The 15,851-nt window shown below is 70.8% G+C and carries 14 protein-coding genes; 4 read left to right on the top strand and 10 right to left on the bottom strand.

Features of this window, described 5'->3' with window-relative positions; genetic code table 11:
• Nucleotides 1-97: 97 nt before the first annotated feature.
• Nucleotides 98-346: a hypothetical protein gene (locus ABZ877_RS05510; protein ID WP_361064723.1), complete on the bottom strand. Its 249-nt coding sequence runs from the start codon at nt 344-346 to the stop codon at nt 98-100.
• A complete protein-coding gene (locus ABZ877_RS05505) occupies nt 343-1,278 on the bottom strand; it encodes an SPFH domain-containing protein (protein WP_361064720.1) in 936 nt (311 codons plus the stop codon). Before ABZ877_RS05505 ends, ABZ877_RS05510 begins: the two co-directional genes overlap by 4 nt.
• A 278-nt stretch (nt 1,279-1,556) precedes the next feature.
• Here ABZ877_RS05505 and ABZ877_RS05500 point away from each other — a divergent pair, with 278 nt between their 5' ends.
• Nucleotides 1,557-3,806: a transglycosylase domain-containing protein gene (locus tag ABZ877_RS05500; protein WP_361064717.1), complete on the top strand. Its 2,250-nt coding sequence runs from the start codon at nt 1,557-1,559 to the stop codon at nt 3,804-3,806.
• A gap of 74 nt (nt 3,807-3,880) precedes the next feature.
• On the opposite strand, the gene ABZ877_RS05495 is transcribed toward ABZ877_RS05500, so the two are convergent.
• The 4 genes from ABZ877_RS05495 to ABZ877_RS05480 form a co-directional block, all read right to left on the bottom strand.
• Nucleotides 3,881-5,890 (bottom strand): SpoIIE family protein phosphatase, encoded by a 2,010-nt coding sequence (locus ABZ877_RS05495; protein WP_361064714.1) that lies wholly within the window; start codon nt 5,888-5,890, stop codon nt 3,881-3,883.
• 391 nt (nt 5,891-6,281) lie between these two features.
• Nucleotides 6,282-6,962 (bottom strand): DUF402 domain-containing protein, encoded by a 681-nt coding sequence (locus ABZ877_RS05490; protein ID WP_361064711.1) that lies wholly within the window; start codon nt 6,960-6,962, stop codon nt 6,282-6,284.
• Between the two features lie 93 nt (nt 6,963-7,055).
• Nucleotides 7,056-8,441, bottom strand: coding sequence for a class II fumarate hydratase (locus ABZ877_RS05485; protein WP_361064708.1), 1,386 nt, complete (start codon nt 8,439-8,441; stop codon nt 7,056-7,058).
• A 104-nt stretch (nt 8,442-8,545) separates the two neighbouring features.
• Nucleotides 8,546-10,213, bottom strand: coding sequence for a fumarate hydratase (locus tag ABZ877_RS05480; RefSeq protein WP_361064705.1), 1,668 nt, complete (start codon nt 10,211-10,213; stop codon nt 8,546-8,548).
• A gap of 165 nt (nt 10,214-10,378) precedes the next feature.
• On the opposite strand from ABZ877_RS05480, the gene ABZ877_RS05475 reads away from it, so the two are divergent.
• Both ABZ877_RS05475 and ABZ877_RS05470 read left to right on the top strand, forming a co-directional pair.
• Nucleotides 10,379-11,068 carry a DUF1707 domain-containing protein gene (locus ABZ877_RS05475; RefSeq protein WP_361064701.1) on the top strand — a complete coding sequence of 230 codons (690 nt, stop codon included), beginning with the start codon at nt 10,379-10,381 and terminating at the stop codon, nt 11,066-11,068.
• Nucleotides 11,069-11,230: 162 nt separating this feature from the next.
• On the top strand, nt 11,231-11,599 hold the full coding sequence (locus ABZ877_RS05470; RefSeq protein ID WP_361064698.1) for a WhiB family transcriptional regulator: 369 nt from the start codon (nt 11,231-11,233) through the stop codon (nt 11,597-11,599).
• Between the two features lie 93 nt (nt 11,600-11,692).
• Here ABZ877_RS05470 and glpX read toward each other — a convergent pair whose 3' ends face one another.
• Nucleotides 11,693-12,727 carry a class II fructose-bisphosphatase gene (glpX, locus tag ABZ877_RS05465; protein ID WP_361064696.1) on the bottom strand — a complete coding sequence of 345 codons (1,035 nt, stop codon included), beginning with the start codon at nt 12,725-12,727 and terminating at the stop codon, nt 11,693-11,695.
• Nucleotides 12,728-12,922: 195 nt separating this feature from the next.
• Between glpX and ABZ877_RS05460 the strand changes: the two genes are divergently transcribed.
• Complete coding sequence (locus ABZ877_RS05460) at nt 12,923-13,465, top strand: DUF4245 domain-containing protein (RefSeq protein WP_361064693.1); 543 nt, start codon at nt 12,923-12,925, stop codon at nt 13,463-13,465.
• Between the two features lie 115 nt (nt 13,466-13,580).
• Here the strand turns inward: ABZ877_RS05460 and ABZ877_RS05455 are convergent, their stop codons facing one another.
• The 3 genes from ABZ877_RS05455 to xseA form a co-directional block, all read right to left on the bottom strand.
• A complete protein-coding gene (locus tag ABZ877_RS05455) occupies nt 13,581-14,171 on the bottom strand; it encodes a malonic semialdehyde reductase (RefSeq protein ID WP_361064690.1) in 591 nt (196 codons plus the stop codon).
• 167 nt (nt 14,172-14,338) lie between these two features.
• The gene (locus ABZ877_RS05450) at nt 14,339-14,590 is read right to left on the bottom strand and encodes an exodeoxyribonuclease VII small subunit (RefSeq protein WP_361064687.1); all 252 of its coding nucleotides are present in this window, start codon (nt 14,588-14,590) and stop codon (nt 14,339-14,341) included.
• Nucleotides 14,591-14,604: 14 nt separating this feature from the next.
• Nucleotides 14,605-15,828: an exodeoxyribonuclease VII large subunit gene (gene xseA / locus ABZ877_RS05445; RefSeq protein ID WP_361064684.1), complete on the bottom strand. Its 1,224-nt coding sequence runs from the start codon at nt 15,826-15,828 to the stop codon at nt 14,605-14,607.
• Nucleotides 15,829-15,851 lie beyond the last annotated feature (23 nt).

Here is a 15,851-nt window from a genome sequence, read left to right as displayed (position 1 = left end):
GCGGCGACGCCGCGCCTCCTTCTGATGTCCGCGCCCCTGAGATGGCCCACGCAGTGGGCATCTCAGGGGCGCGGGGAACTGCGCGACCAGCCCCCACTCAGCGGTCGGTCGCGGGCGGGCCGTCGTCCGCCGAGCTGGTGGGCGGGCGACCCCGCCGGGGGATGGGGCCCGCTGATCCGGGGAGCCGGCCCGCCTCGGCGAGAGCCCGGCGCAGCAGGAACTCGATCTGGGCGTTGGCCGAGCGCAGCTCGTCCCCGGCCCACCGGGCGAGCGCCTCGTACACCGCCGGGTCGAGCCGCAACAGAACCTGCTTACGCGCCGGAGGCGGTGGCGGTGGCGGGGTCACTGGTAGAGCGTTCCCGTGTTGAGGACCGGCTGCGCCGCGCGGTCACCGCAGAGCACGACGAGCAGGTTGCTGACCATCGCCGCCTTGCGCTCCTCGTCCAGGGCGACGAAATCCTGCTGGGTGATCCGGGCGACCGCGTCCTCGACCATGCCGACCGCCCCGTCCACGATCAGCCGCCGCGCGGCGACGACCGCCCCGGCCTGCTGCCGCTGGAGCATGGCCGACGCGATCTCGGGCGCGTACGCGAGGTGCGTGAAGCGGGACTCGATGATCTGCACGCCGGCCGCCTCCACGCGCGCGTGGAGTTCGACCGCGAGCTTCTCGGTGATCTCCTCGGCGTTGCCGCGCAGGGAGAGCCCGCCCTCGTCGTGCGCGTCGTAGGGGTACTCGATGGCGATGTGCCGGACGGCCGCCTCGGTCTGCGTGGAGACGAACTCCAGGAAGTCGTCGACCTCGAAGGTGGCCTGCGCGGTGTCCTCGACCTTCCAGACGACGACGGCGGCGAGCTCGATGGGGTTGCCGTAGGCGTCGTTGACCTTGAGGACGGCGGTCTCGTGGTTGCGTACGCGCGTCGAGATCTTGGTCCGTGAGGTGAGCGGGTTGACCCAGCGCAGGCCGTCCTCGCGGATCGTGCCCCGGTAGCGGCCGAAGAGCTGTACGACGCGGGCCTCGCCCGGCGCCACCATGTTGAGGCCGCCCATCGCGATGCACGACGCGACGGCCATGAGGATGCCGACGGTGATCAGGACTGCCCGCACCGCGCCGCCGGACGAGGTGAGCGCGCCGCCCAGCACGACCAGGCCGGCGCCGACGAGCAGGCCGAGGAGGCCGAGGAGGAGCGCGAGCCCGCCCCCGATGCTGTGCGCCGTGAACTCGCGCACACGCGCCTTCGGCATCTTCGGTACGTCCGGTGTGGCGTCGGTCTCGGTCATGGCGAGTCCCACCTCTCTGAGCTGGCGCTTCGTGGCGGAGTTGCCCCGAGCGTCGTCTAGCAAAGTGATATCACTTTATCGGGTACGGCAACCATAGGGGAGGCTGGATCGTCGGTTCCCATGGGGTGGGTGCTGATTGTCACGTCCGGAAATGACCGGATGGGCAGGGTTTTGCCTTAAGTGGCGGTGTTAGCTTCATGAGCTGATTCAGCACGGAAGTGCATGGAAGACGCGACTGATCACGAGCGGTACGGACGAGAAGCGGAGCGACTGGGTTCATGGGCCGAGCGGATGCGAGAAAGGCGCGCAAGGGCGCGACGCGGCCGTCGGGCATACGCCGCTTCTTCACCTGGAAGAAGCTTCTGGGGGCCCTCTTCGGCCTCGTGCTGCTGATCATGGGCGCGTTCGTGGTGCTCTACATGGTGATCGACGTGCCCGAGGGCAACCCGGACGCCAAGGCGCAGAGCAACGTCTACAAGTACAGCGACGGCACCACCATGGCCCGCACCGGCGAGGTCAACCGCGAGATAGTCGACCTGTCCGAGGTGCCCAAGGAGGTCCAGCAGACCTTCGTCGCCGCCGAGAACAAGACGTTCTACAAGGACAAGGGCGTCGACCTGAAGGGCACCGCCCGCGGCGTCCTGAACACGCTCACCGGCAAGGGCAAGCAGGGTGGTTCGACGATCACCCAGCAGTACGTGAAGAACTACTACCTCACGCAGGACCAGACCGTCACGCGCAAGCTGAAGGAACTGGTCATCTCGCTCAAGGTCGACCGCAAGAAGTCCAAGGACGAGATCCTCGCCGGTTACATCAACACCAGCTACTACGGCCGTAGCGCATGGGGCATCCAGGCCGCGGCGCAGGCCTACTACGGGGTCGACGCCAAGAAGCTCGACGTCGCGCAGGGCGCGTATCTCGCGGCGCTCCTCCAAGCGCCGAACCAGTACGACTGGGCGGTCGCGTCCGACACCGGCAAGCGCCTCGTCAAGCAGCGCTGGAACTACGTCCTGAACAACATGGTCGACATGGGCCGCATCACCGAGAGCGACCGCCAGGAGCTGAAGTTCCCGGTCCCGAAGGAGCCGAAGGCCGCCGCCGGGCTGCAGGGGCAGGAGGGGTACCTCTACCAGGCGGCCAAGGAGGAGGCGGTGAAGGACCTCGGCATCACCTCCGAGCAGTTCGACCGGGGCGGCTACACGGTCACCCTCAACATCGACCGCAAGAAGCAGAAGCAGCTGGAGAAGGCGGTCGAGCAGCAGCTCACGGCCAAGCTGAGTTCGGGCACCAAGGCGGACAAGAGGGTGCAGGCGGGCGCGGTCTCCGTCAACCCGAAGAACGGGAAGATCGTCGCGATGTACGGCGGCGCCGGCATCAGCAAGCACTGGCGCAACAACGCCACGCGCACGGACTACCAGCCCGCCTCCACCTTCAAGCCGATCATCCTCGCCGCCGCCCTGGAGAACAGCGCCAGGACGCAGGACGGCCAGACGATCCAAGCAAGCACGATCTACGACGGCACCAGCAGGCGGCCGGTCGTCGAGAACGGCTCCAAGGTCGGTTTCGCGCCGCCCAACGAGGACCAACGGGACTACGGGCCGGTCACAGTCCAGACCGCGATGAACAAGTCGGTCAACTCCGTCTTCGCGCAGATGGGCGCCGACGTCGGCATGGACCAGGTCATGGCCACGGCCAAGAAGCTCGGCATGGACGACAGCGACCTCAAGCCGTACTACGCGCAGACCCTCGGCACCATGGGCGCGAGCCCGCTGGAGATGGCCGGTGTCTACGCGACCCTCGACAACCACGGCAAGAAGGTCACCCCGCAGATCGTCAAGGCGGTGACCAAGCAGGGGCAGCCCATCGAACTCAAGAGCGCCATCGGCGAGCAGGTCATCAGCCGCGGCGCCGCCGACTCGGTCACCTCGGTGCTGACGGGCGTGGTCGACGACGGTACGGCGAAGCTGTCGGTCCGCGACAACCCCTCGCGCGACGGCCGGAAGGTCGCGGGCAAGACCGGCACCTCCGACAAGAACCGGTCGGCCTGGTTCACCGGCTACACCCCGGACCTGGTCACCTCGGTCGGCCTGTTCGGTGAGGGCGCCCAGGGCACGCCGGAGGCCAACCAGCAGGTCACCATGGCAGGGGCCGGTGGCCGCCCGCGCGTCGACGGCGGCAGCTTCCCCGCGGAGATCTGGGCCCAGTACACCTTCAACTCCTCCAGCACCTCCGCCAAGTTCGACCTCGACACCGACATGGGCGCGGCCATAGAGCCCACCTACACCGCCCCGGCCACCCCGACGACGCCGCCCACCAGCTCCGCGCCGCCGAGCTCCCCGCCGGCCTCGTCCTCGTCGCCGCCGCCGTCGACGCCGACGAAGCCGTCCGAGACGCCGTCGAGCGCCCCGCCGTCGCAGTCGCCGTCGAGCAGCCCGCCGGTGCCCTCCGAGTCGGCCTCGTCGAGCATCGGCCTTCCGGAGAACCCGGGTGGCGACGTCCTCGGCAACGGCAGGGACCCGCAGGGCTGAGCGGACGCGACCGCGCAGACATGAGGGGCGCAGGAAACCCGCGGGTTTCCTGCGCCCCTCACGTCGTGGACCGGTCAGCCCCCGGAGGGCTGCGCCAGCTCGAACCACACCACCTTGCCGGTGCTGAGCCGCGTCGCACCCCACCGCCGGGCGAGACGATTCACCAGGAACAGGCCGCGGCCGCCCTCGTCGGTGGCGCGGGCCTGGCGCTGGCGCGGCAGCTGCGGGACGTCGTCGCCGACCTCGCAGCGCAGCACGTCGGTGCGGAGCAGCCGCAGGGTCACGGGCCGGGACGCGTACCGCACGGCGTTCGTGACGACCTCGCTGACGAGCAGCTCGACGGAGTCCGTCATCTCCTCCAGGCCCCAGCGGGCGAGCGCGCTGCGGGCGAGGCGGCGGGCGCGGCCGGGCGCGGAGTCCTCCGGGTCGAGGAACCAGTACGCGACGTCGCTGGGCGCGATGCCGTCGAAGCGGGCGGCGAGCAGCGCGATGTCGTCGTCCCGGTCGCCGGGGCCGAGCATGTCGAGCACGTCGTCGCAGAGGGCTTCGAGCGGCGGCGGGTGGTCCGGTCCGGTCAACTGCGCGGTGGCGGCCAGCCGTTCCCGTAGCTGCTCTATGCCGGTCCATACGTCGCGCAGGCGCGATTCGACCAGGCCGTCGGTGTAGAGCAGCAGCGTGGCACCGGCCGGGGCGTCCAGTTCGACGGCCTCGAAGTCGACGCCGCCGACGCCGATCGGCGCCCCGGGCGGTACGCGCAACACCTCGGCACGGCCGCCGAGGTGCAGCATGATCGGCGGCGGATGACCGGCGTTGGCGATGGTGATGCGGTGCGAGACCGGGTCGTAGACCGCGTACATGCAGGTCGCCATGCGGTCCGTGCCGAGCCGCTGGGCCTGTTCGTCGAGGTGGTGCAGGACCTCCTGCGGCGGCAGGTCGAGCCCGGCGAGGGTCTGGGCGGTCGTCCGCAACTGGCCCATGATCGCGGCGGAGGTCATGGAGTGGCCCATGACGTCGCCGACGACGAGGGCGACACGGCTGCCCGGCAGCGGGATCGCGTCGTACCAGTCGCCGCCCACGCGCGCGGTCTCCGCGGCGGGCAGATAGCGCGAGGCGAGCCGCACCCCGGTCGGGCGGGGCAGCGTCTCGGGCAGCATGGTGCGCTGCAACTCGTCCGCGATGTACGCCTCGCGCCCGTAGAGCACGGCCTTGTCGATGCCGAGCGCGCTGTGCGTGGCCAACTGCCCGGCGACGAGCAGGTCGTCGCCGTCGAACGCGGCCCGGTTCGGATGGCGCAGGAAGACCGCCGCGCCGATCACCCGGCGGCGCCCCCGCAGCGGGGCCAGGATCGCGCGCCGCCCGAGCGGCACCGACCGGTCGCCGCCGAGGAGTTCGGGGAGCGCGGAGAGCGCCGCGGGGGAGTCCGCGAAGACGGGCCGCACCCCGCGCAGCACCTCGGCGAGCGCGCCGCCGGTGCGCACCTCGCACAACTCCAGGCTGTCCGGCGCGAGTTCGACGGACGGCACGACGACGGTGGCGGGCGGGTTGGTGCCGTCCGTCTCCGTGTCGTCGACGGCGTCGGGGATGCGGTCGGTGCGGCGCAGGCGGAGCACCATCGGACCGGTCGGGCGCTCGTCGCCGACCGGCAGCGGTTCGCGCAGGTAGACCAGTATCGCGTCGGAGAACGTCGGCACCGTCGCCCGGCACAGGCCCATCACGATCTCGTCGAGGTCGATGCCGCGCGCGATGCGGCGGGTCGCCGCGCCGACGAAACGGAGCCGGTCGCCGTCGCGGCGCATCGGCGTGGGCTGCCCGACGGGGCGCGGCTGCCCGGTGCGGCGCTCGCCACTGTCCGGCGGCCCCGTGGGGCGCACCGGCTCGGGCGACGGCGCGTGCGGCTGCGTGTGCTCCGCGTCCGCCGACGCCGAGGGGGTCGCGGCCGGGGCACGGCACGGCTGCTGCGGCACGCCGTCACCGGCGGGGGCCGCGGAGGCCTGGGGGGCACGCCGGAAGGCCCCGCGGGGATCGGCGGGGCGGGCCGCCGTGCCGTGGTGGCGGCCTTCGTGCGAGGTCGGGTACTCCGTCACGCGTGTCGAATCCGTCCGTCCGGGGCTGCGCGCCGTGTCACTGGCCGGTGCGTCGGCAGTTGGGGAACAGCTTGTGCCCGCAGGAAATCCGATACCCGGATCGGGTGTTCCGGGAACGGAACTTCCGCGTCATACAGGTCCGCGCCGGGGTGCGGACAGCGGCCGGTCGAGGTCCGGCCGGGCATGTCGGCCCCGCCCGCTCCACCCACGTCCACGCTCCCGCCGCCTCGACGACCTCACCGACACCGTGTCAGACCTGCTGCTTACGTTCAGACCTGTTGAATACGCGAAGAGTTGCTGTCGAAGACGGTTTTTGTGCTCTTCTTCGCGTCGCTGTGCGCTCTTGCGGAGGACGATCCTACGTTTCCCCCATGGGGGCGCATCAAGGGTCTCATGACGACACGTGCGCGGGCGTACGGTCCCAGTCGGCGGGCAGCGCGGGGACCGGCCACGACGGGTCGGGCCGCCAGTGCTGCCAGTCGTCGGAGAACGGCGGCCCCCAGCGCTCGATCACCTCGATGGCGCGGCGCCCCGCGTCCCGTACCCCGGCGGCCTGCTCCGCGCTCATCAGGCCCGCGGCCTGCGCCTGCGCGAACTCGTCCTCGTCGTGCCAGCGCCAGCTGCGGTCCTGATAGACCGACAGGTCGAGGAAGTGGTCCTCGGAGTCGACGCCGCCGGACCAGCGGGTCCGGGGCTCCTCCAGGTTCACGTACCAGTTCCGGAAGGTCCAGTCGGGCTCCCAGAACAGCCACACCGACCAGGGCTCGCCGGGCCGGGCCAGCTTGAGGACGCCCGCGCCGCTCCAGTGGTCGCGGCGCAGGGCGCGCGGCTTGGTGTAGCGGGTGGCGAGCGGCTCGCGGTGGACCGGGGTGCCGCTGGCCATCACGGGCTTCACGCACTCGGTGCCGGGCGCCATCCACACGGCGAGCAGGTCGTCGGTGTCCCGTACGACCGTGACCGGGCGGCAGATGTGGAAGCCGTCGCCCCCGTTGGCGCGGTAGCGCCACAGGATCTGCTCCCCGGGCGCCCATCGCCCGCCTTCTCCGCCGCCGGTCCGGCCGTTGTCTGTCATGCGCAGATATTAGGTGCCGTCGGCATACGACGCTGCGGCACAGGTCACGAATCCGTCATCCGGCCGCCTCGTACGCCTCTGGCGCCCCATGCGTCACGGGCGCGTCATGCGCAGGACGTCGAGCGCCTCGTCGAGCTGTTCCTCCGTCAGATCACCGCGCTCCACATAGCCGTTCTCCAGGACGACCTCACGGATCGTCTTGCGCTCCGCGAGCGACTTCTTGGCGACCTTGGCGGCCTCCTCGTAGCCGATGTACTTGTTGAGCGGCGTGACGACGGACGGGGAGGACTCGGCGTACTCGCGGGCCCGTTCGCGGTTGGCGGTGATGCCGTCGACGGTGCGGTCGGCGAGGAGCCGGGAGACGTTGGCGAGGAGCCGGATCGACTCCAGGACGTTCTTGGCGATGACCGGGAGCATCACGTTCAGCTCGAAGTTGCCGGCCGCGCCCGCCGTCGCCACCGTCGCGTCATTGCCGATGACCTGCGCGGCGACCATCAGCGTCGCCTCGGGGATGACGGGGTTGACCTTGCCCGGCATGATCGACGAACCGGGTTGCAGATCCGGCAGGTTGATCTCGGCGAGCCCGGTGCGCGGGCCCGACGCCGCCCACCGCAGATCGTTGGCGATCTTCGTCAGGCCGACGGCGATGGTCCGCAACTGCCCGCTGGTCTCCACGATGCCGTCACGCGCGCCCTGCGCCTCGAAGTGGTCGCGGGCCTCGGTGAGCGGCAGCCCCGTGGCGCGGGCGACCTCGGCGATCACCGCGGCCGGGAACCCGGGCGGCGTGTTGATGCCGGTGCCCACCGCCGTGCCGCCGAGCGGCAGTTCGGCCAGCCGGGGCAGAGCGGACCTCAGCCGCTCGACGCCGTAGCGGACCTGCGCCGCGTAGCCGCCGAACTCCTGGCCGAGCGTGACCGGCGTCGCGTCCATCAGGTGCGTACGCCCGGACTTCACGACGTCGGCGAACTCCTCCGCCTTGCGCTCGAAGGAGGCGGCGAGGTGCTCCAGGGCGGGGATCAGGTCATGGGTGACGGCGGCCGTGGCCGCGATGTGGATCGAGGACGGGAAGACGTCGTTGGACGACTGCGAGGCGTTGACGTGGTCGTTCGGGTGGACGTCACGGCCGAGGCGCTCGGTGGCGAGCGTGGCGAGCACCTCGTTGGTGTTCATGTTGGACGAGGTGCCGGATCCTGTCTGAAAAACGTCCACCGGGAACTGGTCGTCCCAGCGGCCCTCCGCGACCTCCGCCGCCGCGTCCGCGACCGCCTCGGCGATGTCCTTGTCGAGGACGCCGAGCTCCGCGTTGACCTTCGCCGCCGCCGCCTTGATCCGGGCGAGGGCCTCGATGTGGGCGCGCTCGATACGCTGCCCCGAGACGGGGAAGTTCTCCACGGCGCGCTGGGTCTGCGCCCGCCACTTCGCGTCGGCGGGGACCCGCACCTCGCCCATGGAGTCGTGTTCGATCCGGTAGTCGCTCATACCTCGTACAGCACGGGGAAGAGCGCGGGTGTTCCCGCAGAAACGCCGCGAGACCGCCGGACGGGCCGTTCGATTCAGCCCGTCCGGCGGGCACGCGCGCGTGGTCAGGCCATGCCGGGGCCGCGCACCGGGATGTGCGTGAACGTCGGCTCGGGCGCCGGGTCCTGGAAGAAGTCGTTGCCCTTGTCGTCGACGACGATGAACGCCGGGAAGTCCTCGACCTCGATCTTCCAGACCGCCTCCATGCCGAGCTCCTCGTACTCGACGACCTCGACCTTCTTGATGCAGTCCTGCGCCAGGCGCGCGGCCGGGCCGCCGATCGAGCCGAGGTAGAAGCCGCCGTGGGTGCCGCAGGCGTCGGTGACCTGCTGCGAGCGGTTGCCCTTGGCGAGCATCACCTTCGAGCCGCCCGCGGCCTGGAACTGCTCGACGTAGGAGTCCATGCGGCCGGCCGTCGTCGGACCGAACGAACCGGACGCGTACCCTTCCGGCGTCTTGGCCGGGCCCGCGTAGTACACCGGGTGGTCCTTCAGGTACTGCGGCATCTCCTCGCCCGCGTCCAGACGCTCCTTGATCTTGGCGTGCGCGATGTCACGGGCCACGACCAGGGGGCCGGTCAGGGAGAGGCGGGTCTTCACCGGGTACTTGGTCAGCTCGGCGAGGATGGCGTCCATCGGCTGGTTGAGGTCGACCTTGACGACGTCGCCCTCGTCGAGGTGCTCGTCGGTCGTCTCGGGCAGGAAGCGCGCCGGGTCCGTCTCCAACTGCTCAAGGAAGACGCCCTCGGCGGTGATCTTCGCGACGGCCTGGCGGTCGGCCGAGCAGGAGACGGCGATGGCGACGGGGCAGGAGGCACCGTGCCGGGGCAGACGCACCACGCGCACGTCGTGGCAGAAGTACTTGCCGCCGAACTGCGCGCCGATGCCGATCTTCTGCGTCAGCTCGAAGACCTTCTCCTCAAGGTCCTTGTCGCGGAAGCCGTGACCGAGCTCGGAGCCCTCGGAGGGCACGTTGTCCAGGTAGTGCGCGGAGGCGTACTTCGCGGTCTTCAGCGCGTACTCGGCGGAGGTGCCGCCGACGACGATCGCCAGGTGGTACGGCGGGCAGGCGGCCGTGCCCAGCGAGCGGATCTTCTCCTCCAGGAACTTCATCATGGAGGACTCGTTCAGGACGGCCTTCGTCTCCTGGTACAGGAACGACTTGTTGGCCGAGCCGCCGCCCTTCGCCATGAAGAGGAACTTGTAGGCGCCGCCGTCGGTCGCGTACAGCTCGATCTGCGCGGGCAGGTTCGAGCCGGTGTTCTTCTCGTCCCACATGGTCAGCGGGGCCATCTGCGAGTAGCGCAGGTTCAGGTTCTGGTAGGCGTCGTAGATGCCCTTGGAGAGCGCCTTCTCGTCCTCGCCCTCGGTGAGGACGTTCTGGCCGCGCTTGCCCATGACGATCGCCGTGCCGGTGTCCTGGCACATCGGAAGCACGCCCGCCGCCGCGATGTTCGCGTTCTTCAGCAGGTCGAGCGCGACGAACTTGTCGTTGCTCGACGCCTCCGGGTCGTCCACGATGCGGCGGAGCTGCGCGAGGTGGGCCGGGCGCAGGTAGTGCTGGATGTCGTGGATGGCCTCCTCGGCGAGCTTGCGCAGCGCCTCCGGCTCCACCTTCAGGAACGTACGGCCGTCCGGCCCCTCGGCGGTGGAGACACCCTCCGAGGTCACAAGGCGGTACGGGGTGGTGTCCTCGCCCTGGGGGAGCAGATCGGTGTACGCGAACTCAGGCATCTCGCCCATTCCTCACTCGACAGACAGCGGCTGGCATTCGTTGGCAGCGCCAACCAGCGTAGAACCTGGTGACGAGCGCGCCGCTGTGAGGTAAGGCTCAGTTCGCGGGGATCCCGGGCCCACGCCCCCTAGTCGCGATCTATCGCGTTTGGGTACGCTGCTGCCGTGGACCTCTCCAAGCGCCCCCAGCCGAGCGCCCCCGCGGCGGACCCGACCGATCTGCGTGCCTCGGACGCCGACCGCGACCGCATCGCCGACATCCTGCGCGAAGCGCTGGCCGAGGGCCGGCTCGACGCGGACGAGCACGCCGAGCGGGTCGAGGGCGTCTACCGCGCCAAGACCGTGGGCGAACTGGAGCCGCTGGTCCGTGACCTGCCCGGCGCACACGCCCCGCGCCCCGCCGCCCCGGCGCCGGGCCGCCCCGCGCCCGGCACAATCCCGGCGGGCCCGGGCGAGAACCTGGTGGCGGTGTTCAGCGGCGCCACCCGCAAGGGCCGCTGGCGCGTGGGCCGCCGTATGCAGGCGTACGCGATCTTCGGGAGCGTCGAGATCGACCTCAGCGAGGCGATCTTCGAGCACCAGGAGGTCTCCATCCGCGCCGTCTCGATCTTCGGCAGCGTCGACATCCGCGTCCCGGAGAACATCTCGCTGCGCGGCAGCGGCGGCGGCGTCCTCGGCAGCTTCGAGGTGGACACGCTGGAGGCCGCCGACCCGCAGGCGCCCGTCGTCCACGTCGACGGCGTCGCGGTCCTCGGCAGCATCGAGGCCCGCCCCAGACGCGGCAGGATCATCGCGGATCTGCACAAGTACGTCGGCCGGTACGTCGACAAGCGTTTGCGCAAGCACCTGGACTGACCGGCCGTCCGGCCCCCGGCCGCACCCACGGCGAACTCCCTTGCGCGTACGGGCACTTCCGCTCTTCGGAACTCAGTGCATAGGCGTCGACACAGCGGGTAGAGCTTGCTGCATCGTCTCTCGCTCGCGAAAGCCGTCGTAAGCCGTCGTCAGGAGTAGACCGTGCTGCATCCGCCGCATCAGTCCCTGCAGGTCGCCGCTGTCCCGCCGCAGCGGGTGCCCGTGGGGGACCGGGACCAGGACGCACCATGGCACACGGAGGCCGTGTGCAGGCGCGACGAGGCGGGACTGTTCTTCGCCCCATCCAAGGAACCCACCGCCGCGCGCCTGTCGCGCGAGGAAGCGGCCAAGCGGGTCTGCGCCCGCTGCCCGGTGATGGTCGAGTGCCGCGAGCACGCCCTGCTCCAGCCGGAGCCGTACGGGGTGTGGGGCGGCCTGACCGCGGCCGAGCGCCGCGTGGTCCTCGCCCGCAGACGCCGCCGCGAGGTCGAGCTCAAGAAGGCGGCGAGGACGGTGGCGGCGGCGGGCTAGCTCCGTACGCACACGTACGTCGATCGGGGGCGCACCCTCTTCCTGGGTGCGCCCCCGGTCACGTATGCACGCCTGTGGGAGCGAGCGACCGGCCTACTTGGCGCGGTCGAAGTCGACGGCGCTGTACGCGCGCAGCTTGCTCAGCCGGTGCTGGGAGTCGATCTGCCGGATCGTGCCGGACTTGGAGCGCATCACGAGGGACGAGGTCGTCGCCGTCTCGGAGCCGTAGCGCACGCCGCGAAGGAGTTCGCCGTCGGTGATGCCGGTGGCGACGAAGAACACGTTCTCGCCCGAGACCAGGTCGTCCGTGGACAGGACGCGGTCCAGGTCGTGGCCCGCGTCGAGCGCGCGCTGCCGCTCCGCGTCGTCCTTCGGCCACAGCTTGCCCTGGATGACGCCGCCCAGGCACTTGATCGCGCAGGCCGAGATGATGCCCTCGGGGGTGCCGCCGATGCCCAGGAGCAGGTCGACGCCGGTGCCCTCGCGCACCGCGAGCACCGACCCCGCGACGTCGCCGTCGGAGATCAGCTTGATCCGGGCGCCGGTCTCCCGGACCTCCTTGATGATGCCCTCGTGGCGCGGCCGGTCGAGGATGACCACGGTGACGTCCTCGGGCGAGGCCTTCTTCGCCTTGGCGACCCGGCGGATGTTGACCGACACGGGCGCGTTGATGTCCACGAAGTCGGCGGCCTCGGGCCCGGTGACCAGCTTGTCCATGTAGAAGACGGCGGACGGGTCGAACATCGTGCCGCGGTCGGCGGCGGCCAGGACCGCGATGGCGTTCGGCATGCCCTTGGCGCAGAGCGTGGTGCCGTCGATCGGGTCGACGGCGATGTCGCACTCGGCGCCCGTGCCGTCCCCGACCCGCTCGCCGTTGAACAGCATCGGCGCCTCGTCCTTCTCGCCCTCGCCGATGACGACGACGCCGTCCATCGACACGGTGGAGACGAGGGTCCGCATGGCGCGCACGGCCGCGCCGTCCGCGCCGTTCTTCTCGCCGCGGCCGACCCAGCGGCCCGCGGCCATCGCCGCGGCCTCGGTGACGCGGACGAGTTCGAGCGCGAGGTTGCGGTCCGGGGCCTCGGAGGGGACCTCGAGCTCGGACGGGAGCTGGTGATGCTCGGTCATCGAGACGCACCTTTCTGTTCCGGCGTTTTCACCGGGATACGACGACGGCCGGATGAGGGTTATTGAGGTCGACTCTATCGCCAGTACGACAATCTGAGCAGAGCGCCCCACGTTTGAGCGGACTTCCCGGTGTCAGGTGGCGCATACCCGGACCTCCCGCCTGTGATCATCCGGCGACCTGCGACGATGGGGCACGTGGCAGGAAGAAATGGCAAGAAGACGGTCGGCAGCCTGGTCCTCTCGCTCGGCGTCTGCGTCGTCGCGGCCGGTGTCGCCTACGCGTTCATCCCGCATGACGACTCCGGACAGCCGCCGATCAAGCGCGTCGACTACCGCATCGAGCTGCTCACGGCCCGGCGCGCGGCCTCGTACCCGGTGGCCGCCCCCAAGGGCCTGTCCAAGGCGTGGAAGCCGACTTCCGTTCGGTACGCGGGCGAGCCGAACGAGGCGTGGCACCTCGGCTTCCTCGACCCCGACGGCCAGTACGTCGCCGTCGAGCAGTCCACCGACAAGCCGGCCCGGTTCATCGAGGACGCCAGCCAGGGCGCCGAGCGGACCAGCCGCAAGCAGACCATCGACGGCAAGGAGTGGCAGCGCTACGAGGGCGAGAAGTACGACGCCCTGGTGCTGACGGAGAAGGGGTCGACGACCCTGGTCACCGGCACGGCCGACTTCGGGCAGCTCACGAAGATGGCGGCGGCGCTGGAGATGAAGAAGGGCGACGACACCGCTCAGTAGGGCGAGTGCGAGTGCGAGTGCGAGCGCGAGTGTAAGTGCGTGCGCTTGTCGCGTGTGCACGGGAAAGGGCCCCGGCTGGTGCCGGGGCCCTTTCGTGTGTCCGGGTGAGCGGGGCTCAGACGGTCGTGATGACCTGGTCGAGCTCCAGGCGCGGGGAGCGCGGGAACCAGGCGTCCTCGCCCGGCTTGCCGATGTTGACGATCATCAGCGGGGTGTGGTCGTCGTCCAGGAACTCCTTCTGGACGCCGGCGAAGTCGAAGCCGGTCATCGGGCCCGCGGCCAGACCGGCGGCGCGCACGCCGATGATGAAGTAGCCGGCCTGCAGCGTGGCGTTGACCAGCGCGGCCTGCTCGCGGACCGGGCGCTCGGAGAAGAAGGCGTCCTTGGCGGCCGGGAAGTGCGGGAAGAGCGCCGGGAGCTCCTCGTGGAACTCGTTGTCCGCGGAGAGGATCGCGACCAGCGGGGCGGCGGCGGTCTTCGGCTGGTTGCCCTCGGCCATGTGCTTCACGAGGCGCTCACGGGCCTCGGGGGAGCGGACCAGGGTGATGCGCAGCGGCGACTGGTTGAAGGCGGTCGGGCCGAACTTGACCAGGTCGTAGATCGCCTGGACCTGCTCGTCGGTCACCGGCTCGTCGGTGAACGTGTTCGCGGTGCGGGCCTCGCGGAAGAGCAGGTCCTGGGCGGCGGGGTCAAGAACGAGAGACATCGATCAACCTTCTCGGTACAGACGTTCGGCGTGCCGGCTGTGGCGATCCGATCCGTTCCGGATCAGCCGGTACCCCTGACAGTACGCGGATGAGGTTCAACTTTCAACCAAACCTCTGGTGACCCTGTTCACTCCCGGTGACTCTGCGCGCTCGCGGGGGGCGCCCGTCACTCCTCATCGGGGTCCTCGCCCTCGCCCTCGCCCTCCTCCGCGAGCGCCGCGTCCAGGCGGGCCCGCGCGCCGTCCAGCCAGCGGCGGCACACCTTCGCCAGCTCCTCGCCGCGCTCCCACAGGGCCAGCGACTCCTCCAGCGAGGTGCCGCCCGTCTCCAGCCGCCGTACGACGTCGATCAGCTCGTCCCGGGCCTGTTCGTAGCCGAGCGTCTCGTCGGCCGTGCCCGGCTCCGTCTTCGTGGTCATCCCGTGATCCGTCCTCATCCTCGATCGGTGTCCTGTGCGACGCGTACGGTGAACTCGCCCTCGGCGACCCTGGCCCGCAGCTCCTCGTCCGGCGCGGCCTCCTCCGGGGCGCGGACCACATGGCCGTCCGCCTTCTGCAGGACCGCGTACCCGCGCTTCAGCGTGGCCGCGGGGGAGAGGGCGACCACGCGCGCGTGCGTGTGCGTCAGGTCGGACTCGGCGCGGTCCAGGAGGTGGCCGAGCGTGCGACGGGCCCGGCCCGCGAGCGCCGCGACCTGCTCCTCGCGCTCGTCGATCATGCGGTGCGGGTCCTGTATCGACGGCCGGGAGAGGGCCGCGGCCAGGCCCCGCTCCTCGCGGTCGAGGAACGCCTCCATGCAGCGCCGGGCCCGGTCGCGCAGCCAGCGCACCCGCTCGTACTCCTCGCCGACGTCCGGCACGACCTTCTTCGCCGCGTCCGTCGGGGTGGAGGCCCGCAGGTCGGCGACCAGGTCAAGGAGCGGGCTGTCCGGCTCGTGGCCGATCGCGGAGACGACGGGCGTACGGCAGGCTGCCACCGCCCGCACCAACTGCTCGTCGGAGAAGGGCAGCAGGTCCTCCACGCTGCCGCCGCCCCGCGCGACGATGATCACGTCCACGGCGTCGATCGCGTCCAGCTCCTTGACCGCCTGGACGACCTGCGGCACCGCGTGCACGCCCTGCACCGGCACATTGCGCACCTCGAAGCGGACGGCGGGCCAGCGGTGGCGGGCGTTCTCCAGGACGTCACGCTCGGCGGCCGAGGCGCGGCCGCAGACCAGCCCGATGAGCTGGGGCAGGAACGGCAGCGGCTTCTTGCGGTCGGCCGCGAACAGCCCCTCCTGGCCGAGCGTCTTCTTCAGCATCTCCAGGCGCGCGAGCAGCTCGCCGACGCCGACCGGGCGGATCTCCGCAGCACGCAGGGAGAGCTGGCCGCGCGGCGCGTACCACTCGGGCTTCGCGTGCACGACGACCCGGGACCCCTCGCGGACCACGTCCGCCACCGCGTCGAACACCTGCCGGTAGCAGGTGACCGAGACCGAGATGTCGTACGACGGGTCGCGCAGCGTCAGGAACACGACCCCGGCACCGGGCCTGCGGGACAACTGGGTGATCTGCCCCTCGACCCACACGGCACCCAGCCGGTCGATCCACCCGCCGATGAGCCGGGAGACCTCCCCGACGGGGAGCGGGGCGTCCGGAGACGTATTGGCAGCCATGCGGCGAGGGTAACGGTGCGCAC

Origin of the sequence: Streptomyces sp. NPDC046939, from assembly GCF_040644575.1 — a bacterium.
Lineage (GTDB): Bacteria > Actinomycetota > Actinomycetes > Streptomycetales > Streptomycetaceae > Streptomyces.
Note: the sequence above shows the minus strand (reverse complement) of the source record. Positions and strands in the feature narration are given on the sequence as shown.